Here is a 20,599-nt window from a genome sequence, read left to right as displayed (position 1 = left end):
TAATTTTCAAAATTCATAAGCGAATTAAAACTCGCTATTGGCACTGTTATTGCTAAAACTCCATATCAAGACAACGAGTTTAGGAATAACAGTGTTTTTAGCCGAGTTTAATCAAGCCCCACCAGAACAACTCAAGACTTTGTTAAAAAACTGTGTCCATATTCAAGCATGGGCCGAAAAAATCATCTCAAAACGTCCCTATTCAACAAAAGCATCTCTTTTGGAATATGCAGAACAATTAAGTCAAATGTGGTCATGGCAAGAGATTCAAGCAGCTTTAGCAACTCATCCAAAAATTGGTGAACGCGAAGCTAAAAAACAACTCAATGCAAAAGAGCAAGATTTTTCATCTAAAGAACAAGCTGGCATTTCTTTAGGTGAAAAAACACAACAAGCTCTGCTGCAAGGTAATCTTGATTATGAACAAAAGTTTGGCTTTATTTTTTTAATTAAAGCGGCAGGCCTCAGTAGCGATGAAATTTTAAAAAAGCTACATGAACGACTACAAAACGACTTAGCTATTGAAAAAACAATTGTACATGAGCAACTCGCAGCGATTGCTCTATTACGTCTAACTCAGGAAATACAAGCATGATCAGCACTCATATTTTAGATACGAATTTAGGTAAACCAGCTGCAGACGTAGAAGTAAAGTTGTTTCATGCAGCAACCCATGAGCTGATAGCGACAGCCACCACTAATCAAGATGGTCGAGTGAGTGATTTTGGAATAACAGACTTTGCAAAAGGTGCTTATCAGCTTGAATTTGAAATTGCTCCTTATTTTTCATCGCAGCAAGTCAAAACTTTTTTCCCACGTGTTTGTATCCAATTTTTTATAGAAGACATCAATCAGCATTATCACATTCCATTACTGATTAGCCCATTTGCTTACTCCACTTATCGCGGTAGCTAACTCAATTATAAATAGGAGAAAAATATGAACCATCAGCAAAAAAATGCAATTTCTCCAGAGCATGAATATTTAGGAATTTCCAAAAGTTTTGCTTACGGCTTACAGCATGTGCTGACCATGTATGGTGGCATTGTAGCCCCGCCTTTGATTATTGGAACGGCAGCTGGCTTAAGCTCAGTACAAATCGGAATGTTAATTGCAGCGGCCCTATTTGTAGGTGGATTGGCAACCCTGATCCAAACAATCGGAACCAAATATTTAGGCGCAAAATTACCTCTCGTACAGGGTGTATCTTTTGCGGGTGTGGCCACCATGGTCGCGATTATCACCACAGGCGGTGGTTTACCTGCTGTCTACGGTGCGGTCATTGCAGCCTCTTTAATTGGGCTATGCCTTGCACCTTACTTTTCAAAAATTATTCGTTTTTTCCCACCTGTTGTGACGGGATGCGTTATCACGATTATTGGTCTATCTTTGTTACCCGTTGCGATTCGCTGGATGATGGGTGGCAACAACAAAGCGCCCGACTGGGGTAGCGTAGAAAATATCTCTTTGGCACTGCTGACCTTAGGCATTGTGATTGTTCTAAATATGCTGCCGCAAGCAAGCATTCGTCGTTTATCAATTTTGTTGGCTATTGTGGTTGGTACTACCCTCGCCTACTTCATGGGTTTTGGTGATTTTAGTCAGGTGAGTTCAGGCGCATGGCTCCAATTTCCGCACTTATTTGCATTTGGTTTACCGACTTTCGAGCTCAGCGCTATCTTGTCGATGTTGATCGTCACTTTGGTGATTATGACTGAAACCACAGCCGATATTATTGCTGTCGGAGACATTGTAGGAACTGAAGTCGATTCAAAACGTATCGCCAATGGTGTTCGTGCAGATATGTTTTCGAGTGCTTTTGCGCCTATCTTTGGTTCTTTCATGCAAAGCGCTTTTGCCCAAAATGTTGGACTGGTTGCGATTACAGGCATCAAAAGCCGCTTTGTAGTCGCAGCAGGGGGTGTCATTCTGATTATTTTAGGTCTACTACCTATTATGGGTCGTTTGATTGCAGCGATTCCAATGCCCGTACTTGGTGGTGCAGGTTTGGTCTTGTTTGGGTCGGTTGCAGCGAGTGGAATTCGTACTTTGGCAAAGATAGATTATAACGATCAGAAAAATTTAATTATTGTCGCGACCGCTTTATCAGCTGGGATGATCCCGATTATTAACCATGAGTTTTATGCTCATTTCCCAGTTTGGGTACAAACTTTGTTCCATTCGGGCATTAGTTCAACTTGTATCTTTGCTATCTTGTTGAATTTATTATTTAATCATTTACCTTCATTTCGCAGCTCGCGTACCCCACATTTGAGCCAAACAATAAACACAAGAAATACTCATTAAAGATTTAGTTTTTAGCGCCCCACTTCGGTGGGCTTTTTTTTAACCGTTGATCAAATTTGGCTTCATTTTTGCTTAAGACCCTGTATCCTTAGCGTGCTTTATTTGGGGGGAGATCATTTAAATGCAATTAAAGCAACTTGCGGCGACTTGTGCCTTGTTATCTGCAACTGCCATGGTTCAGGCAAAACCAATTTGGCAAGATTTTAGTGTGACTGGACTTTATGGCGAAAACTATGAAGTTGTAGATGACAAAGAAACCACGATTACTTTGGAATATGCAGCGAAAGTTAAATACGCTGATGTATTTTTCTTCATGGACCACATGCGTGGCGAAGATGATCATAAAAGTACATATTTTGAATTATCACCACGTTTAAGCTTAGGCGAAGTGTCTGGTAAAAAACTGTCGTATGGCCCAATTAAAGATGTACTCATTAGTACTACTTGGGAGGGAAATAGAGAAAATGGTAATAACTTCAACAATTTCTTGTATGGTTTTGCAGTTGACTTAAATATCCCATATTTCCAATATGCAAATTTAAACTTCTACCGTGCAGATAATGACAAAACTGACGACGATTATCAAATGACATTCGTTTATGGTATTCCATTAAAATTAGGATCTGAAGATTTCTTGGTAGATGGTTTCCTTGACTGGTCAACTGCTGAAGGCGACCATGCCAGCGAGTTGAACTGGACAACTCAGTGGAAATGGAATGTAGGTAAACACATTTCTCCTGACACACGCTTATACCTCGGTATCGAGCACTCAGTGTGGAATAATAAATTTGGCCTTCAAGGCCGAGATGAAAATAACGTCAGTGCATTGGTTAAATACCACTTCTAAAATCCAAATTTAGAAGATAAAACAGCAAGGAAAGTTCCTTGCTGTTTTTGTTTTTAATCGAGTGGATTACCTACAATATTGCTAATAATCCCCTGCATAATATGTCCACCTTGTTCACGGCGTAATTCTTCATACCAAGCTTGTGTAACGGCTTCATCTTTCATATGCGTCACATCACAACGTTTGCGTGCACGAAGTACCAATTCTTTAGCACGTTCATTGCGCTTGTTTTGATAACGTCGCAAAGCATCTTCTAGCCCTAAAGTGTTAATTTGCAGAGAACGCGCTAAATAAATCGCGTCTTCCATGGCCTGGCAACCGCCTTGCCCAATATCAGGTGTCGTGCTATGTGCAGCATCACCCAAAATCACCACGCGACCTTTATAAAATTGAGTGAACGGTTCAATATCATGTATTTCTACCCGGTTAGTCTTTTGCGGGTCTAAGCGTTCAATAAGCTGCTGTACGGGTTGGCACCAATCAACAAAATATTGTTTTAAAAGTTTTTTATATTCATCTCGATTATTATCTAACCCTGCTGGTAAAGGCACATCTAAAAAGAAATAGAACTTTCCATCTGCAACTGGCATTAAAGAAGCTCGCTTGCCTTCGCCCACATAAGTCGTCCATTGCTGGGCTGGAGCCAAATCTTCAGAGATCTCAACCAAACCATTCCAATTTACATATCCCGCGTAACGACGCTGTACTTGCTGCCCCAACACATAGGTCCGTGTAAGTGAATGAGTGCCGTCCGCCCCAATTAATAGGTCGGCCTGCGTTGAGCTACCATCTGCAAAATGAACTTCTACATAATCAGCTTTGTCTTCAAGACTGACCATTTTTTTGCCTAAATAAATCTGATCACGACCAAATTCATCCATCAACATATTTTGTAGATCAGCACGTGCAACCGGATAAGGTCGTTGGCCCACTTCTTCAATTAATGGCAATAAACTGAATTGTGTCATCACATCTCCAGTTAAACCATCCACATAGGCCAAATCATCCATTTGTCCACCAAGTTTGGCGATTTTGTCAGTTAATCCTAGATAGTTCAGACATTTCACACCATTCGACCAGAGCGAAATTGCCGCGCCGACAGGAAGAATTTTTTCAGTTTGCTCAAAAATGCGAACTTGGTGACCAAATTTCTTTAATGCAATGCCTGTGGTTAGACCTCCCATTCCTGCACCAATAATCACCACATTCATAACACGCTCCTATAGATATTCACCTATAGGGTGCTTATGCTAAAAACATGCCATCGTTCAAAATTTATTTAGCTTTTCCACAAAACTGGCATGCACCATGCTTATATATTTATGTATAAAACTCGTCTCAGCACACTCTGTGTTGGCGCAGTTTTAAATGAAAAATCATGTTTTTAACAAGAAATACGGATACTCCATTATGGCAACATTGCACGCTCCAGCTTTTGAACTTCCTGAGATTTTGAATACGAAAACCAATTTGGCAGATGCTCGAATTGGTGCACAAGTCATTGAGTGTTCAGATGATTTCTTTGCAGAAGCAAAGCGTATGCTGCAATTTGATGCACCTATTTTTGTTGAAGATAAATTTGATGATAACGGCAAATGGATGGACGGCTGGGAAACGCGTCGTAAGCGTCATGCGGGCTATGACTGGTGTATCGTAAAGTTAGGCGTAAGTGGAAAAATCACTGCTCTTGATATTGATACCAGCTTTTTTACAGGAAATTATCCTGCCTCTGCATCATTAGAAGCATGTTATGCACCAAATGGGGACCTGACAGGAGCAGAATGGGAAAATGTTTTAGAAAATACTGAACTCGGCCCAAGCCAACATCATATTTTTATGGTCAATAATGATGCACTTTTCACTCATATACGTCTCAACATTTTCCCAGATGGTGGTATTGCCCGTTTGCGTGTCTATGGAGATGTTCATATTCAGGTAACTGACAGCGAACAAACTCTCGATTTATTGGCTCTCGAAAATGGTGGCCGTGTAGTTGCTTATAGTGATGCTCATTTTGGACACCCGCGTAATTTGATTAACCCAGGCCGCGGAGTCAATATGGGCGATGGATGGGAAACCAAACGCCGCCGTGCACCGGGTTATGACTGGTGTATTCTTGCGTTGGGTAAAAGCGGAAAAATTGAAAAGCTTGAAATTGATACAGCTCATTTTAAAGGGAACTTCCCTGCCCAAGTATCTATTCAGGCGGTTTACCTTGAAAACGCAACCGATGCACAGTTAATTCCTCAAAGTATGTTCTGGTCTTACTTACTAGAAGCCCAACCGATGCAAATGGATCATATTCATGAATATGTGAATGAGATTTTACAACATGAAAAAATCTCGCATATTCGTATTAACATGATTCCAGATGGTGGTATTAGCCGTGTCCGTTTATGGGGGAAAATTGCCAAGTCATGATCATGAAGAATATTCAAATTCAGCCTTTAACCATTGAAAACTTCCAGCCCTTCGGAGAAGTCATCTGTTGTGACGGGCATGACTTTTTTCATATTAATCATGCCCACACCGAGCGCTACCATGCGCTCGTTGAAACTGAAATTGAAGGGGAAGCAAAGGCAGGAATTAGTATTTTCCGTAATATTAAAGCCAGTGTGTTGCCTCTAGAAATTTCAATGCTAGAGCGTCATCCCAAAGGCTCTCAGGCATTTATTCCACTACAGCAACAAAAGTTTTTAATTATCGTGGCACCCGCTTTGGACGAAAACACCCCTGATATTTCAAAACTATGTGCTTTCGTCTCGAATGGAAAGCAAAGTATTAATTATCGGGCAGGCACATGGCATCATCCTTTGCTTACCTTCGAGGCACCCAGTGATTTTGCAGTGGTAGATCGAATTGGAGGTGGAGCAAATTGTGATGTTTTTCAATTTCCACAGGTTATAAAAATTACGACCTAAATTAAAATATACAAATCTGTCTACTTTAATTTAATGGCAAAAACCGTTGTGGTGATTTCCAACAATTTAGATTTACATAAAAAAATCCCCGCCAATTGAGCGGGGATTTTTTACGCCTTTTTAGACAGTGATATCAGCTAAGTTACCCTTCTGCTCAAGCCACTGCTTACGATCTGCCGAACGTTTTTTCGCAAGTAACTTGTCGAGTAAACCTGCCGTTAGATGCACATCATCTAGATCGAGCTGAACTAAACGACGCGTGTTCGGATCCATAGTCGTTTCACGTAATTGAATCGCGTTCATCTCACCCAATCCTTTGAATCGGGTAATTTGCGGATTACGATTACCTTTAATATTTTTCAAAATAGTTTCAAGTTCATCATCATCAAGCGCGTAATGAACATCTTTACCAATGTCGATACGGAACAATGGTGGCATTGCCACATACAAATGTCCTTCTTCAACCAATGCTGGGAAGTGTTTAACGAATAAAGCACAAAGCAAAGTCGCAATGTGTAAACCGTCCGAGTCGGCATCGGCCAAAATACAGATTTTACCGTAACGTAGTTCAGATAAATCATCACTGCCCGGATCTACACCAATCGCAATCGCAATGTCGTGGACCTCTTGAGAAGCGAGTACTTCATCTGAAGAAACTTCCCACGTATTTAAGATTTTTCCACGAATCGGCATGATCGCCTGAAAGTTTTTATCGCGCGCTTGCTTGGCACTACCGCCAGCAGAGTCCCCCTCGACAATAAACAGTTCACTGTCCTCACGTGTTTGACCAACACAATCTGCCAATTTACCCGGCAATGCAGGACCGGAAACAATTTTTTTACGCTCGACTTTCTTTGCTGCTTTTAAACGACGACCTGCTTTAGAAATCGCCATTTCTGCCAACTGCATGGCAATTTCAGCATGTTGGTTGAGCCAGAGTGCGAAAGCATCTTTAGCAATATTTAAAACAATATTTGATGCTTCTCGACTCGAAAGACGCTCTTTGGTTTGACCTGAAAACTGAGGCTCTTGGAACTTGAGCGACAAGATATAGTTCACACCATCCCAAACATCTTCTGCCGAAAGTTTGAGGTTTCGTGGTAGCAAATTACGTAACTCACAGAACTCGCGCAATGCCTCGGTAACACCTGAACGTAAACCGTTCACATGAGTACCGCCTTGTGCAGTTGGAATTAAGTTGACGTAACTTTCTTGAACCTGCTCACCGCCTTCTACATTCCAGCAAATCGCAAATTCACACGCCGCACGGTCTGCCTGACCATTACTCACAAAAGCGGGATTTGGCAAAATTTCGCGGTCTTGCAACTCATCCATCAAATAATCGACGAGGCCATTTTCAAATTGCCATTCGATTTTTTCATCGTTAATTTGATCGATATAGATAATTTTTAAACCAGCCGCTAACACAGCTTTGGCTTTTAAATTATGTTTAAGTGCCTTTAAAGCAAATTTTGGACTATCAAAATATTTCGCTTCCGGCCAAAAATGTACCGTTGTACCTGTCGCGCGTTTTGGAGCTTTACCTTCGAGAACAGCTAAAGGTGCTACTGGTTCACCTTGCTCAAAGGCCATTTGATATAGGTTGCCCTGACGCTGAACTTCGACCTCAACACGTGTTGATAAAGCGTTTACAACTGAAATCCCCACACCATGCAAACCACCTGAAAACTGGTAGTTATCGGTACTGAATTTACCCCCCGCATGGAGCTTGGTCAGAATGATTTCGATACCACTTTGGCCATATTCAGGGTGAATATCCACTGGCATACCACGGCCATTATCTTCAACCGACAACGAACCATCTTTATAAACCGTGACACATATTTTGTCGGCATGACCAGCTAATGCTTCATCAACAGCATTATCAATAACTTCTTGGGCTAAATGGTTAGGTCGAGTCGTATCGGTATACATCCCTGGACGACGACGAACAGGGTCTAAACCAGAAAGAACTTCAAGCGATTGAGCCGTATATTGTGTCACGTTGTACGTTTTCCTTATTTGATGGTGTGCGCAAAGAATTCGATCACTAACGGTAATTTTTCTTCAAAATCTTCCATAGCATGATTGCCATGAGCATCCGTCAAAATCAATGAGGATGGCGTTGCAGCACTATAATAGCGTTGTGCTTGACGATAATCCAAAATTTCGTCGCCTTGTTGCAATAAGACGAGTATTTTGTCGGCATTTTCAGGTTGATTCAGTTCCAGTTGTTGTAACTGACGTAACTGAATATGGTCAATTGACCATTGATCATTCACCACATAGGGCATGCTTTCAACTTGAAATAATTCATCAAACAGTTTCCATGGTTGCATAGCAGGATTAATCAGTACAGCTGGAATATTATATTTCGCGACAAAATATGTCGCAAAAAACCCGCCGAGGCTACTGCCCACTAAAGCCACATCTTGTAAAGACTCAATCAACTCTGAAACTTGTTCAACCACTAGATCAGGAGATCTGTTTAAATCTGGCAAATGCACATTTATGCCCAATTCGCTACAATACTGCTTAAGGCTCAGCCCTTTAATTGAAAGAGAGCTACTATTAAAGCCATGGAGGTAGATAATATTCATATATTTTCCCTCTAAATTGAGAATAAACTCACATTTTTGTTCTCAGTTTGTATATAAAAACACTATTGTCAGACAAGAAAAACCACTCAACTAACCATTCATCAGTATTTTAAAAACATGTGTTATTTAAACTACTAAGATGGAAACGTTAGCTGCCGTTGATAAAAAGTACAGCTTAAAACGTCGGTTATAACGTATATGGGGAAAAGATATGCCGAGCTTAACACCACTACATGAAACTTATTGTAAATGGGATCGTACGCCACCTAGTCAGGCAGACGTATTAGAAGGTTTAGCTCAACTGTTCAGTACCAGCTTAAATGGTGTACATGAATTAATTCAAGTTATTAATATTGAAGTATTAAAAAATGCTTTTGGTGTGAGTACACAAAATGCTAAAAACTTTCAAAAACGACCATTTGTGCAAAAGGCATATCAATTTTCTTATGGTGCTTTACAAAAATACGGTAGCTGTTTTTTAGCGCCAAGCTTACGTCATATTATTGAAAAATATCCTACACTTCACGAAAAACCACTCACCCCAAGCCTACATTTTTTAGTCGGCATTTTGAATGGGATTTTTGGGGATTATCTACTGAAACAGCATAGCCCCCTCGCCTTACCCATGGTGCTATACGATCACTACGGTGCAATACAACAAGGGGAACTTGCAGGCCGTATTGTGATTTTAGCTCATGGTTTGTGTATGAACCATCTGACTTGGTCAAATGCACACTATGGTGGAATTGGAGAGCGCCTGTTAGCGCAGCGTGACCATAACACCATGCTGTATTTAAATTACAATACAGGTCGACGTATTTCAGCCAATGGACGCAGTTTTTCGAATTTATTAGAAGACTTGGTACAACGTAATCCAAGAATTACCAGCATTGATATCATTGGCCATAGTATGGGCGGACTGGTTTCCCGTAGTGCCTTGTTTTATGGCAAACAAAATATGTATCAATGGATCCATATGGTCGAGAATCTAGTTTGTATTGGCTCTCCACATCATGGGGCAGTTTTAGAGCGCTTTGGCTTTACCATACAAGATAAACTTGGGGCTTTCCCTTTTGTGGGCTTACTCGGTCAACTGGTTAATATTCGTAGTAATGGTATTCTAGACTTACGCCACGGCAGCGTTCGTGATGATGATTGGGAACATATGGATGCCCGTATTGGTATGATGGATGATAACCGTGCTCCTGCTCCACTACCTTCCCATATCAACACCTTTTTAGTGGCAGGGACCTTAGAATTTGAAAAAGTACGCAACAAAGCGTTGACCGTAATTGGCGATTACTTGGTGAGTGTGAAAAGCGCGCTAGGTGAACACCCTAATCCACGTTTTCAGCTCAAAGTTCCAGACTCTCATAAAGCCGTATTTTATGGTTTAAATCACTTTGAAATTCAGTATCACTCGAGTGTTGCGGAACAGATCACTCGCTGGTTATATCCTCATGCTAATGATTACGTTCAAGAAGGTATTCAAACCCATATTATTGATATGCCGAACTATAAGCTCGAAGATTTAGAAGGGATTGTAGAGACGTAAAAAAAGCCCAACTTATGTTGGGCTTTTTCTAAATTGTATAGTTTACAATCATTTAAATCTGTCATAAGTTTTATATTTAGAAAGATTTTAAATCTTCGCAATCATTCTTTTTATTATTCACAAGCTTTCTTAATTATTTTATTAAAGTATAAGCTATCACCATTTTTATCAACATCAGCTAACATTGCTACTAAATGTAGCTGTCCTTGATCATCAAAATATGAACTTTCTTGAAATGAGTTATATATACCAACATCGATTGGAACATTATTAAATTCTTTATTTTTCAAATCAAAAATCATTTTTTTATTTTTATTAAAAAGTTTTCTAGCATAAATAAGATTTCGTTTAGAGTCACTTTCAACTAGGCAATTATTATTTTTATCTAAAGTAATAAACTCTTTAGTCTGATCTTCCTCTGTTTTACTTATAAAAAAATGATATTGACATGGTGACCCACAACTACCATAAGTATGAAAAATATTTTCATTTACTTTATCAACCTCCGGGTATCTCATATCTCTTAAAATAAAATTATTTTTATTATCAGCATTTTTTACGACATCACAATATTCCTGATCATGCCCTTTACATTTCAATTCAACATTAAATGTCTCTTTTGCATAGATGGTTGAACAAATAATAAATCCAAAAAATGTAAGAGCCAATATAGTTAGCTTCGTAATATAAAAAAGGTAAAATTTTATAATTTTATTTTTCAAATATTTAAGCAGGTTTATGTTTTTCTCTATAACCATGAACACTAATCTCTTAATCATCAAAAGACTCAATTTTCTAACCAGAAATTAATTCTGATACTTTTTTTAACACTTACACTAGACCTAAAAGAAAATTAGTATTTCTATCAACTAAAGGCACTAAATAAATTACTTCTTATCACCACCACAAGGATTTTTTATTTTCTTTTTAACCAATATTTCCCTATAATCATTTGCAATTAAATTTAAACTACCATCAGGTGAGAAAAAACTTTCCTCCTTAAAATAAGTATAATAATCAAACCTTTGTAACAACCCATTAAATTCTTTGGTTTTTAAATCGACAATTTTTCTAGGCTTATTTGTAAACAATTTTCTTGCATAAATGACTTTTTTCTGACTATTACTTTCAATTAAACAATTATTTTTATTATCAATAGTAATAAATTCGTCTGTGGAATCCTCTTTATTTTGACTATAGAAAAGCGTAACTAAACATGGAGACCCACAAGATGTTTTCACTTTATATAAGTTTTTATTTATTTTTGAAATATTTAAAAGTTTGACATCTTTTATAACTATTTCATTCTTACTATTTATAGTTCTCACAATGTCACAATTAGAACTATATTCATCTTTACATTTTGCAGAAACTACAAAAGTATCATCATTTGCATATATGTTAAAACTAAAAATAATTCCGCTTAATAAAAAAATTGATATAAAAGTCTTTTTCATATTAAATCCTGTAACTTCCGTTATTTTTCGTTTAAATATTTCAATCATATTCTATCCTATAGCTACTTCCATAAATATCTTCATCACTTAGGTATTAAAACCTTCATCTTAGATATGCCGAGTCATATGCTTAAATGTTGACAATAAACTGTAAAGATATATAAAAAGTGAACTTATGTTAGGCTTTTTTATAAAATTTTAAATCTTTTCTTATTTTTTCAAATATTAAAAAAAGAAAAGGTTATAAAGAACCCTATATCAATTATTTATCCTTATAAAATAGATTATCTTTGATATCTAAAACTTCATCGGAATAAAGATAATATTTTCCTTTCTTAAAGACTACTTTTCCTAACTTTTCACCACTTTGAACTTTAAAGAAATATAGTTCGTTATTTTTCTTTTTCACTTTACATATATAAGATTTATCAACCTGAAAGCCAGCAATAGAATACTCACACTTTTTGGGTGTTAGCGTTAAAACCGATTCTATCGTCACAACATTACCACCCAGCAACTCTTCTGAACTATAATAATGATAAGTACCATTCCACTTATCTGCATTTGCAAATGTGGTAACAGAAAGAGCCAGCAATAATAAACAAAATTTTTTCATTTAATTAATTTATAAATAATCAAGTCAAACTATTATAACTAAATTACAATACAATAAAATATTTTATTGCTTTATAAATCAACTATTAAAAATACTCTTTTTTGAAAATTAATTCTTACCACAATTACCAAATCTAGAGAAATATATGAAAGAAATTGTTGTTTTTGACTTGGATGGGACATTACTATCGGGTGACTCTACAAAGGCATGGTTAACAGATAAATTGAAATCTAATCTTCTCAGATTTATCGCTGCACTCATTGTTACGCCGGTTGCTTTGCCTCTTATGAAATTTAAGAAGTATAAATCTAGAGGTGCTTCATTATATTTATGGATTGCAACGTATGGTGTGAATGAAGAAGAATTAGAATACAGTTTTAAAAATTTTTCCAATAATATCAAAGATATTACTTCTGATTCATTATATTGGTTTGAGCAAGGTATAACTGAAGTTAAAGATCATTTAGCACATGGAAGGATTGTGTTTATTGCCACGGCTGCACCAGAAAAGTTAGCGAATGTTTTACTCGAGTCTATCAATTTAGATGTACAAATTATTGGTACTCCTTTGCAAAAGAAACTAGGAGGATGGATAAGTGGGATACATTGTAGGTCGGAAGAAAAAGTAAGAAGATTGAATAAACTTGATATCAAACAACCTTGGTTCGCGACATATAGTGATGATATTGAAGATGACTTGCCTATTTTGATGGGTGCCAAACTCCCCTATTTAATTAATAGTGATAACAAGAAAATTAAAATTAATAATTTAAAAAAATTAAATTGGTTTTAAATAAAAAAGGATGCTTCGAATAGCATCCTTTTTTATTTACATTTAACTAAGAAATTCTATTTATTTTTACCAAATTTAATTATTGGATAAAAACGGAATAACTGCCATAAACAGACCAGTAATAGTAAGAGGAAGTAGACCAATGACCAAACTGGTAAAGATTGACCTAAAAAGGTCCAATCAATTGCTGCACATTCACCTGAACCCGACAATACTTCTTGTAAAACCGTTTTCATTGGTAAGGCATCAATTAAATAATTTAAACCTGGGCCACAGCTTGGTACTTGATCTGGTGGTAAATGTTGTAACCAGACATGACGTCCTGCCACACCCACTGACCATAAAATTGCAATGCCTGCTAAAAATGCATAAAAACGTTTAACCGCATTGGAAACTGGGTTATGCAAAAAGGCTATGAGTGCTACAAGGCCCATCGCCATTAAGCCAACACGTTGAAAAATACAGAGCGGACATGGCTCTAAACCTTTTACATGTTCCAGATACAACGCAAAAGACATGCCGACTATACTTGCTAAAACAAGTAGTCCACTCACCAAACGGTAACTTAATCGCATGTAAAACCTCGTTTTATTATCGATATTGTTCAAGATATTGATCAAAACTGATCTTGGTATCTTGCTCAAGTTTTTCTTGCTGCTGTAAAGATTGCGCAGCCAACTGTTCAAAATGTTTCAAAGTTTCCACACTAAGCTCGTGCTGTTCATAACTTTCAGCATGTAACTGAGCCATGTGGCTACCAAAACTCCAAGTTCCACCATGCTTTAACGTATCGTCAATGACATGGGCAGATAAAGTTTCATCAACTTCATCAATTCGTGCTTGCATGACCGCCAAAGCTGAACCATACAAGTCCGTTGCATAGGTCTGATCGAGTAACTGTGCACAATCTTGCATTTTTGCAATATATAAACGTGCCCAATCTTCAATGTGATATGACCCTGTTAAATCTGTAATGGTTGCATTTGGCGCTCGACCTCGGTTGACCACCTCTGTCTGATTTTTCTCAACCAAGTCTTGTTCAGGACATAACAGATCTGGGCTATCACTTAACAGACAATAAAGTGCTAACACTTCAAGAAAGCCTGCTGTCGTTTCATCAACGCCAATTGCCGAGTATGGATTTACATCTACAGCACGTAACTCAACATAACCAACGCCTCGATTTTTTAAAGCTTGAGACGGTGTTTCACCTGCTTGAGGCACCTGTTTTGGACGTACTAGACTGTAATATTCATTCTCAATCTGCAAAACATGATCATTAATTTGCAACGGCTCACCAGATGCATCATTTAACCCTAAACGGCTAAATGGTGGGTAAGGAGAATGAACGGCTTTTTGTAAACCATCCAGATAGCCAGACAAATTGTTGTAATGAATACCTAAGCTTTTTTGTGCTGAGTTTTGATAGCCTAATCGCCCCATACGGAGTGCTGTAGCATACGGTAAATAGTATGAACCTTTGATTAAAGGCAACAAATGATGTTTGTGTCCGGTCAAGAAACAACGACAGACTGTTGGGCTTGCGCCCACCAAGAACATGACCAATGGTGTTAAACGAATAAAATTACGAATAAGGCCAAAATAACGATGGCTACGGTAATCCTGCAAACTTAATGATTTTAATTGTTCGTCAGTTTCATGAGCTTGTAGCTCAGCAAAAAGTGTATCTGGGAAAGATAAGTTGTAATGCACCCCTGAAATGGTCTGCATACGACGACCATATCGAATTCCTAACCCACGGCGATATAGTGTTTTAAAACGGCCAATATTAGAAGTGCCATATTGCGCTAGACGAATGCGTTCTTCATTGTCGTCTAACATACATGGCATAGACAGCGGCCAGAGTTTTTCACCATTTTCTAAATGACGATGTACAACCGCATGAATATCGGTGAGCTCATGCAGAGCTTCTTCAATTGTTGGCTTAGGTGAGGTAATAAACTCCATCAACGCTTCTGAATAATCAGTCGTAATTTTTGGATGTGTTAAAGCTGAACCTAATGCTTTCGGATGTAACTCTTGTGATAAGAACCCATTACTTTGCATACGTAGGCTTTCACGCTCTATTCCACGTAACATGCCTTGTAGTAGCGACGAATCCACCCAAGCAGGAATAACTGATTGAGATGGTGTAGTGGGTTGACTCATGCATTTGCTCGCTTATTAAAGATCACTATATACAAAATCGTGAGATGATACGGTTACTTATATAATCACATCATTCCAGTTTGGCAATTTTTATCACAATCTTGTTATTTAAGACACGAAAGAATTGTGATTTTATTGAAGAATAATTGCTAAAGAGTTGTCAATATCATGAACGAACAAGACATTTTAAACTTCTGGTTTTCTCCTGAACACCGTTCACTTTGGTTTGCAAAAAGTGATGATTTTGACAAAAAAATCCGTGAAAATTTTTCTGATGTTCATCGACAGGCAACTCAAGCAGAACTCTGGTCTTGGCGAAAAACGGCTGAAGGTCGTTTGGCAGAGATTATTGTACTAGACCAGTTTTCTCGCAACATCTATCGTGATCAGCCCCAATCTTTTGCCTATGACAGCTTGGCATTAGCTTTGGCACAAGAAGCAATTAGTTTGCAACTCGATGCACAACTTAATCCAGAGCAACGCTCTTTTTTATATATGCCGTTTATGCATAGTGAATCAAAATTGATTCATGAGTTTGCCTTGAAACTATTTCAACGTCTCGGCAATGAAATTAATTTAAGCTTTGAGAAAAAGCATAAAGTGATTATAGATCGCTTTGGACGTTATCCTCATCGCAATACCATTCTCGGACGTGTTTCTACTCTAGAGGAAACCGAATTTTTATTAGAACCGAACAGTAGTTTTTAAAGCTTCTTAATTTTTAATGCTGAGTCATCTTTGTTTTAATGCTCAGCTGGGAGTTCACCATGAAATATCTCTCTCTTTGTTTAGCCTTAGGCACTGCCTTAACCTTAACTGCTTGTGCAACGACTCCAAGTAAACCAAAAACCTTTGATCAACTTGGTCAGTTTTCCGCATACCCTTTAAATGCGCAAACGTTTCGTATTAGTTTTCAAGCCGATCCGAATATGAGTTACGGTGCAGCTGAAGAAATCACTTTGGTAAAATCAGCGCAAACGACCGTACAAAAAGGTTTCCGCTTTTTTAAAGTACTGAATGACCCAAGTAACCAAAGTCAGAAACCACCACGTCAGGCTGTGGTTTATCCATCTGCTCCAAGCTTTTATCCTTATGGCTATGGTCGTCGCTATCCAGGTTTCTGGCATGATCCGTTCTATGATTTCCCACAAGTGGTCAATATCGACCCTGTTCAAGTGTCGTATACTATTGAATGTTATCGGGATCAAAAGCAAGCTCCTCAAGACGCTTTTGATGCAACCTTGATCTTGAAATCAATCGGACAAAAATATGGATTGAGTCCGACAGGAGCGCTGTTGCCACCACCCGAGCCTCCAGTAAAACAAAAATGAATAGGATAAATTTATGAGCATGGCAGAAGAAGTTCACCACGTGCCCAGTCTTAAACGTAGTAAATATTTTGCTACCCTAGCGCTGATCATCGTCGTTGTGCTGTGGATTGCACTGATGGTAGCCGACCGTTTTCTGCCAGAGTACACAGGTTTTATTCATATTTTAATGCTAGGGGCCGAAGCAGGTGTAGTTGGTGGTCTAGCCGATTGGTACGCGATTACAGTTCTGTTTCGGAACCCTTTTGGTAAGTTACCGATTCCTAAGTTTTTACGCGACCATACCGAGATTATTCCGCGCAATAAGGCACGCATTGCAGAGTCAATGGGCCGTTTTGTACAGGAAAATTTTCTTTCGCCTCAAGTAGTCGAAAGAAGCTTAGAAAAAACAGACTTAAGTCTCGCAATTGGTCAATGGTTGGCAAGTCCGCAAAACAATACGCAAGTGGTGCAGCTCATTCAGCAAACTGTACCGAAAATTTTTGAGTTTGTGAGCCAAGAGCAAATTGCTAATTTTGTGCAAAACAACAGTGTGCAATGGGTACGTAATACCCAAGTCAACAAACTCGCCAGTGAAATGCTGCGTGCAGTATTGGAAAATGATTTCCACCAAGACGTTTTACAACGTGGTCTCGATATCGCTCATGAATGGGTCGTACAAAATCCAGATAAAACCCGTGAATTAACCCGAAAAATGTTTAAAGCACTGGGCGTCTGGTCACTTGCAAGAGGCGCAAGCTGGATTGGTATTGATGTTCAACAACGTACCATCGACTCATTGGTTGAAAAAGTAGAATCGATGCTGGCCGACCATGAACACCCATGGCGACAAGAAATTGAAATCATTGCGCATTCACTCATGCTGGAGCTAGCGAAACCCGATAGTGTTGCCAGTCAACGCCTTAACAGCGGTAAAGATGCGCTCCTTGATAGTCCTCAAGTTCTAAATTTTATTAGTGGTGCTGTCACCATTTTGTGTGATGCCATTAAAGAAGATTTAATGAAAGAAGACTCTGGCATTGCAATGAATCTGCGAGCTGCCATTCAGCAGCTCGGTGAAAACCTTGTTCAAAATGTAAAAGTACGTGAAGTTCTCAACAAAGAAATGACAGGACTTGCCATGAATTTTACGGATCAATATAGCCATAAAATCATACGCTATGTGAGTGAACGCATTCATGAATGGGATTCACGTGAAATGATCGGGAAAATTGAAAATGAAGTCGGTGGCGACTTGCACATGATCCGAGTAAATGGTGTGGTAGTGGGTGCATTTATTGGTTTGACACTTGGTGTAATTCGGGCAGTGATTGAATCAATTTTATAACTTTAAATATTTTTAATAAGAGAACAATATGCTTCAGCTACAGTCAAAATTGGCCACTCAAGGCGTGACTATTTTTAGTACCATGACGGCACTGGCACATCGTCTAGGTGCACTCAACCTGTCACAAGGCTTTCCAGATTTTCCGGCGCCACAAGCCTTACTTGAAGCCTTATCTCAAGCGACTTTAGCTGGACATAATCAGTACCCACCTGGCGATGGTATTCTCGGTTTACGGGAGCAACTCGCTTTACAATTTCAGCAGCGTGATCGGCTTCAACTTGATCCTGTTACTCAAATCACAATTACACCAGGCGCAACCATTGCAATTTTTTGTGCCATACAAGCCTGCATCAATGCAGGTGATGAAGTCATTATTTTTGACCCAAGTTACGACAGCTACGGCCCTTCTGTGCAGTTAGCAGGTGGTAAAGCAGTTCATATCGCACTTGAGGCACCTGACTTTAAGGTGAACTGGCAACACGTTAAAGATTTGATTAATGACAAAACCCGCATGATTGTGGTGAATACTCCCCATAATCCAACAGGTACGATCTGGGATAAACAAGACTGGTTAGAACTCATTGAACTGATTCAAGATAAAAATATTTTGGTTTTATCCGATGAAGTCTATGAACACTTAGTTTTTGATGGTCAACAACACTTTAGTGCATTGCATTTTCCAGAGCTCAGAGAGCGTAGTTTTGTAATTGGTTCTTTTGGAAAAACCTTTCATGTGACAGGCTGGAAAACAGGTTATTGCGTCGCTTCACCTGAGCTGATGCGTTTATTCCGCCAGATTTATCAATATGCGAATTTCTGTGGTACGACTCCTTGTCAGATTGCGCTAGCACAATATATGGAGCAACATCCAGAACATATTCAAGAGCTTTCGCAGTTTTACCAAACGAAAAGAGATCGATTTAATCAGGCAATTCACAATAGTCGTTTTTTACTTAAACCTTCTCAAGGTACTTATTTCCAAAACCTCGATTACAGTCAAATTCGTCCCGACTTAAACGATGTAGAAATGTGCCAGTTTCTTGCCGAACAACATAAGATTGTGGCTATTCCAGTTTCGGTTTTCTATCAGCAAGCGCCTGAGTCTTTACGCTTGATTCGATTCTGCTTTGCTAAAAATGATGAGACTCTGAAAAAAGCAGGAGAAATTTTGAATCAATGTTAATAAATTTAGCCACTTAGCGCTGTAAAAATACTACAAGTCATTCACTCCAACTATGCTAAGTTGAATATCCGCCCAGCTCAACAAAGAGATGGGCGATGGAGAATACATGCCACCAAGACAGTCCTTAATTCAACAGCAAAATCTATGGAAAACATTTTTTGTTTTCTTGCTACCCTTGATTGCAACCAATATTTTGCAGAACTTGTCGGGAACTATTAACACCATCTTTGTTGGTCAAATGATGGGAGTTGATGCGATTGCTGCCGTCTCGGTTTTTTTCCCTATTTTGTTTTTGCTCCTCGCTTTTATTATCGGGATTTCAACAGGTACGACTGTTTTAGTAGGGCAAGCATGGGGCGCGCAAAATATAGAAAAAGTCCAAAGTGTGGTTGGTTCTACCCTGTTTATGACCATCATTGGTGGAATTATTACCGCGATTATCGGTGTGTTTTTCGCCCATGATATTTTGGAGCTTTTAGGGACAGATCCGAAGGTCATGCATCTTGCTTTGCCTTATGTGCAATGGATGCTGGCAGGTAGCCCACTTCTGTTCGTTTATATTATCTATACCTCAATTTTACGTGGTGTGGGAGATAGTACGACCCCTTTACTGGCCCTTGCTCTAACAAGTGTAATTGGTTTAGTAATTACCCCAATATTACTTAAAGGTTATTTTGGCTTACCTGCTCTTGGGATTATTGCTCCAGCAATCGCAACGATCATGGGTTATGTGGCTATTTTGATTTTTCTCGCGATTTATCTAAATAAGAAAAATCATCCACTCCGGCCGAATCGTCAACTTCTGCAACATATTCGTCATAATCCAGAACTGAGTAAAATCATTTTACGTTTAGGCGTCCCAACTGGTATTCAAATGATTACGACCTCAATGGCGGGTTTAGTTATTGTTGGGTTGGTTAACCATTATGGTTCACATGCTACAGCAGCGTATGGTGCAGTGAATCAGGTGCTCAACTACATTCAGTTTCCAGCGATTTCGATCTCCATCGCAGCCTCAATTTTTGCAGCGCAAGCGATTGGTGCGGGTAAATCAGATCTACTCGCACGTGTTACACGCACCGCTTTAGGTATGAACTTTTTATTTACAGGTGCCTTAATTGCACTTGGTTATCTATTTTCAAAATATTTGATGGCTTTATTCATCACAGACCCAACTGTGGTGGTATTAGGTCAACAGCTTTTGTTTATTGTACTTTGGGCAATTTTATTCTTTGGCGCAGGTGCCATTTTTGCATCTATCATGCGTGCGAGCGGCACCGTGACTGTTCCAATGCTAATTAACATCTCTGCCATTTTATTTATTGAAATTCCATGTGCTTACTGGTTTAGCTCAATGTGGGGACTTAAAGGCATTTGGGTTGCCTATGCCTTGGCATTTGTCAGTCTATGTATTATTCAAGGCTTGTATTATCAATTTATTTGGAAGAAAAAGACGATCAAAGTTCTTATTTAGAACCATCCAAGCCACATAAAAA

General features: G+C 38.7%; 21 protein-coding genes. 13 read left to right on the top strand and 8 right to left on the bottom strand.

Features of this window, described 5'->3' with window-relative positions; all coding sequences use genetic code 11:
* The first annotated feature begins 91 nt into the window (after window positions 1-91).
* The 4 genes from uraD to ACYU0V_RS00650 all read left to right on the top strand — a co-directional run bounded on the left by uraD (window position 92) and on the right by ACYU0V_RS00650 (window position 3,154).
* Window positions 92-595, top strand: coding sequence for a 2-oxo-4-hydroxy-4-carboxy-5-ureidoimidazoline decarboxylase (gene uraD / locus ACYU0V_RS00665; protein WP_461848681.1), 504 nt, complete (start codon window positions 92-94; stop codon window positions 593-595).
* A complete protein-coding gene (gene uraH / locus ACYU0V_RS00660) occupies window positions 592-915 on the top strand; it encodes a hydroxyisourate hydrolase (RefSeq protein ID WP_033849087.1) in 324 nt (107 codons plus the stop codon). Before uraD ends, uraH begins: the two co-directional genes overlap by 4 nt.
* 24 nt (window positions 916-939) lie before the next feature.
* Window positions 940-2,307, top strand: a complete 1,368-nt coding sequence (locus ACYU0V_RS00655; RefSeq protein ID WP_461848679.1) for a nucleobase:cation symporter-2 family protein — start codon at window positions 940-942, stop codon at window positions 2,305-2,307.
* 121 nt (window positions 2,308-2,428) lie between these two features.
* Entirely contained in the window at window positions 2,429-3,154 is a 726-nt protein-coding gene (locus ACYU0V_RS00650; RefSeq protein WP_060465104.1) for an outer membrane protein OmpK, read from the top strand.
* Window positions 3,155-3,207: 53 nt separating this feature from the next.
* Here the strand turns inward: ACYU0V_RS00650 and hpxO are convergent, their stop codons facing one another.
* Window positions 3,208-4,365 carry an FAD-dependent urate hydroxylase HpxO gene (gene hpxO, locus ACYU0V_RS00645; RefSeq protein ID WP_461848677.1) on the bottom strand — a complete coding sequence of 386 codons (1,158 nt, stop codon included), beginning with the start codon at window positions 4,363-4,365 and terminating at the stop codon, window positions 3,208-3,210.
* 199 nt (window positions 4,366-4,564) lie between these two features.
* Here hpxO and alc point away from each other — a divergent pair, with 199 nt between their 5' ends.
* Both alc and ACYU0V_RS00635 read left to right on the top strand, forming a co-directional pair.
* Window positions 4,565-5,575: an allantoicase gene (gene alc, locus ACYU0V_RS00640; RefSeq protein ID WP_461848675.1), complete on the top strand. Its 1,011-nt coding sequence runs from the start codon at window positions 4,565-4,567 to the stop codon at window positions 5,573-5,575.
* A complete protein-coding gene (locus tag ACYU0V_RS00635) occupies window positions 5,572-6,075 on the top strand; it encodes an ureidoglycolate lyase (protein WP_461848673.1) in 504 nt (167 codons plus the stop codon). The genes alc and ACYU0V_RS00635 overlap by 4 nt, the downstream gene beginning before the upstream one ends.
* Window positions 6,076-6,195: 120 nt before the next feature.
* Here ACYU0V_RS00635 and parE read toward each other — a convergent pair whose 3' ends face one another.
* Window positions 6,196-8,079: a DNA topoisomerase IV subunit B gene (parE, locus tag ACYU0V_RS00630; protein WP_057106181.1), complete on the bottom strand. Its 1,884-nt coding sequence runs from the start codon at window positions 8,077-8,079 to the stop codon at window positions 6,196-6,198.
* Between the two features lie 14 nt (window positions 8,080-8,093).
* Window positions 8,094-8,675: a YqiA/YcfP family alpha/beta fold hydrolase gene (locus ACYU0V_RS00625; RefSeq protein WP_461848671.1), complete on the bottom strand. Its 582-nt coding sequence runs from the start codon at window positions 8,673-8,675 to the stop codon at window positions 8,094-8,096.
* Between the two features lie 211 nt (window positions 8,676-8,886).
* Between ACYU0V_RS00625 and ACYU0V_RS00620 the strand changes: the two genes are divergently transcribed.
* On the top strand, window positions 8,887-10,230 hold the full coding sequence (locus tag ACYU0V_RS00620; RefSeq protein ID WP_017387586.1) for a PGAP1-like alpha/beta domain-containing protein: 1,344 nt from the start codon (window positions 8,887-8,889) through the stop codon (window positions 10,228-10,230).
* A gap of 113 nt (window positions 10,231-10,343) precedes the next feature.
* Here the strand turns inward: ACYU0V_RS00620 and ACYU0V_RS00615 are convergent, their stop codons facing one another.
* The 3 genes from ACYU0V_RS00615 to ACYU0V_RS00605 form a co-directional block, all read right to left on the bottom strand.
* Window positions 10,344-10,988 carry a hypothetical protein gene (locus ACYU0V_RS00615; RefSeq protein WP_461848668.1) on the bottom strand — a complete coding sequence of 215 codons (645 nt, stop codon included), beginning with the start codon at window positions 10,986-10,988 and terminating at the stop codon, window positions 10,344-10,346.
* Between the two features lie 129 nt (window positions 10,989-11,117).
* Window positions 11,118-11,735, bottom strand: a complete 618-nt coding sequence (locus ACYU0V_RS00610) for a hypothetical protein (protein ID WP_461848667.1) — start codon at window positions 11,733-11,735, stop codon at window positions 11,118-11,120.
* A 214-nt stretch (window positions 11,736-11,949) separates the two neighbouring features.
* A complete protein-coding gene (locus tag ACYU0V_RS00605) occupies window positions 11,950-12,303 on the bottom strand; it encodes a DUF5991 domain-containing protein (RefSeq protein ID WP_060465112.1) in 354 nt (117 codons plus the stop codon).
* A gap of 145 nt (window positions 12,304-12,448) precedes the next feature.
* Here ACYU0V_RS00605 and ACYU0V_RS00600 point away from each other — a divergent pair, with 145 nt between their 5' ends.
* Complete coding sequence (locus ACYU0V_RS00600) at window positions 12,449-13,096, top strand: haloacid dehalogenase-like hydrolase (protein WP_068564596.1); 648 nt, start codon at window positions 12,449-12,451, stop codon at window positions 13,094-13,096.
* 56 nt (window positions 13,097-13,152) lie between these two features.
* Here ACYU0V_RS00600 and ACYU0V_RS00595 read toward each other — a convergent pair whose 3' ends face one another.
* Both ACYU0V_RS00595 and gshA read right to left on the bottom strand, forming a co-directional pair.
* On the bottom strand, window positions 13,153-13,671 hold the full coding sequence (locus ACYU0V_RS00595) for a disulfide bond formation protein B (RefSeq protein WP_060465114.1): 519 nt from the start codon (window positions 13,669-13,671) through the stop codon (window positions 13,153-13,155).
* Between the two features lie 16 nt (window positions 13,672-13,687).
* Window positions 13,688-15,265 (bottom strand): glutamate--cysteine ligase, encoded by a 1,578-nt coding sequence (gene gshA, locus ACYU0V_RS00590; protein WP_005066727.1) that lies wholly within the window; start codon window positions 15,263-15,265, stop codon window positions 13,688-13,690.
* 168 nt (window positions 15,266-15,433) lie between these two features.
* Here gshA and ACYU0V_RS00585 point away from each other — a divergent pair, with 168 nt between their 5' ends.
* The 5 genes from ACYU0V_RS00585 to ACYU0V_RS00565 all read left to right on the top strand — a co-directional run bounded on the left by ACYU0V_RS00585 (window position 15,434) and on the right by ACYU0V_RS00565 (window position 20,577).
* Window positions 15,434-15,973 carry a DUF924 family protein gene (locus ACYU0V_RS00585; RefSeq protein WP_349913884.1) on the top strand — a complete coding sequence of 180 codons (540 nt, stop codon included), beginning with the start codon at window positions 15,434-15,436 and terminating at the stop codon, window positions 15,971-15,973.
* 59 nt (window positions 15,974-16,032) lie between these two features.
* The gene (locus ACYU0V_RS00580; protein ID WP_002122008.1) at window positions 16,033-16,596 is read left to right on the top strand and encodes a CC0125/CC1285 family lipoprotein; all 564 of its coding nucleotides are present in this window, start codon (window positions 16,033-16,035) and stop codon (window positions 16,594-16,596) included.
* A gap of 13 nt (window positions 16,597-16,609) precedes the next feature.
* The gene (locus tag ACYU0V_RS00575) at window positions 16,610-17,920 is read left to right on the top strand and encodes a DUF445 domain-containing protein (RefSeq protein ID WP_373883655.1); all 1,311 of its coding nucleotides are present in this window, start codon (window positions 16,610-16,612) and stop codon (window positions 17,918-17,920) included.
* A gap of 28 nt (window positions 17,921-17,948) precedes the next feature.
* Window positions 17,949-19,103, top strand: coding sequence for a pyridoxal phosphate-dependent aminotransferase (locus tag ACYU0V_RS00570; protein WP_461848665.1), 1,155 nt, complete (start codon window positions 17,949-17,951; stop codon window positions 19,101-19,103).
* A 106-nt stretch (window positions 19,104-19,209) separates the two neighbouring features.
* Complete coding sequence (locus ACYU0V_RS00565) at window positions 19,210-20,577, top strand: MATE family efflux transporter (protein WP_461848664.1); 1,368 nt, start codon at window positions 19,210-19,212, stop codon at window positions 20,575-20,577.
* The last annotated feature ends 22 nt before the right edge of the window (window positions 20,578-20,599 follow it).

The sequence above is a fragment of the Acinetobacter sp. X9 genome, assembly GCF_054889255.1.
The sequence above is the reverse complement of the archived record's forward strand: the minus strand, read 5'-3'. Positions and strand labels throughout refer to the sequence as shown.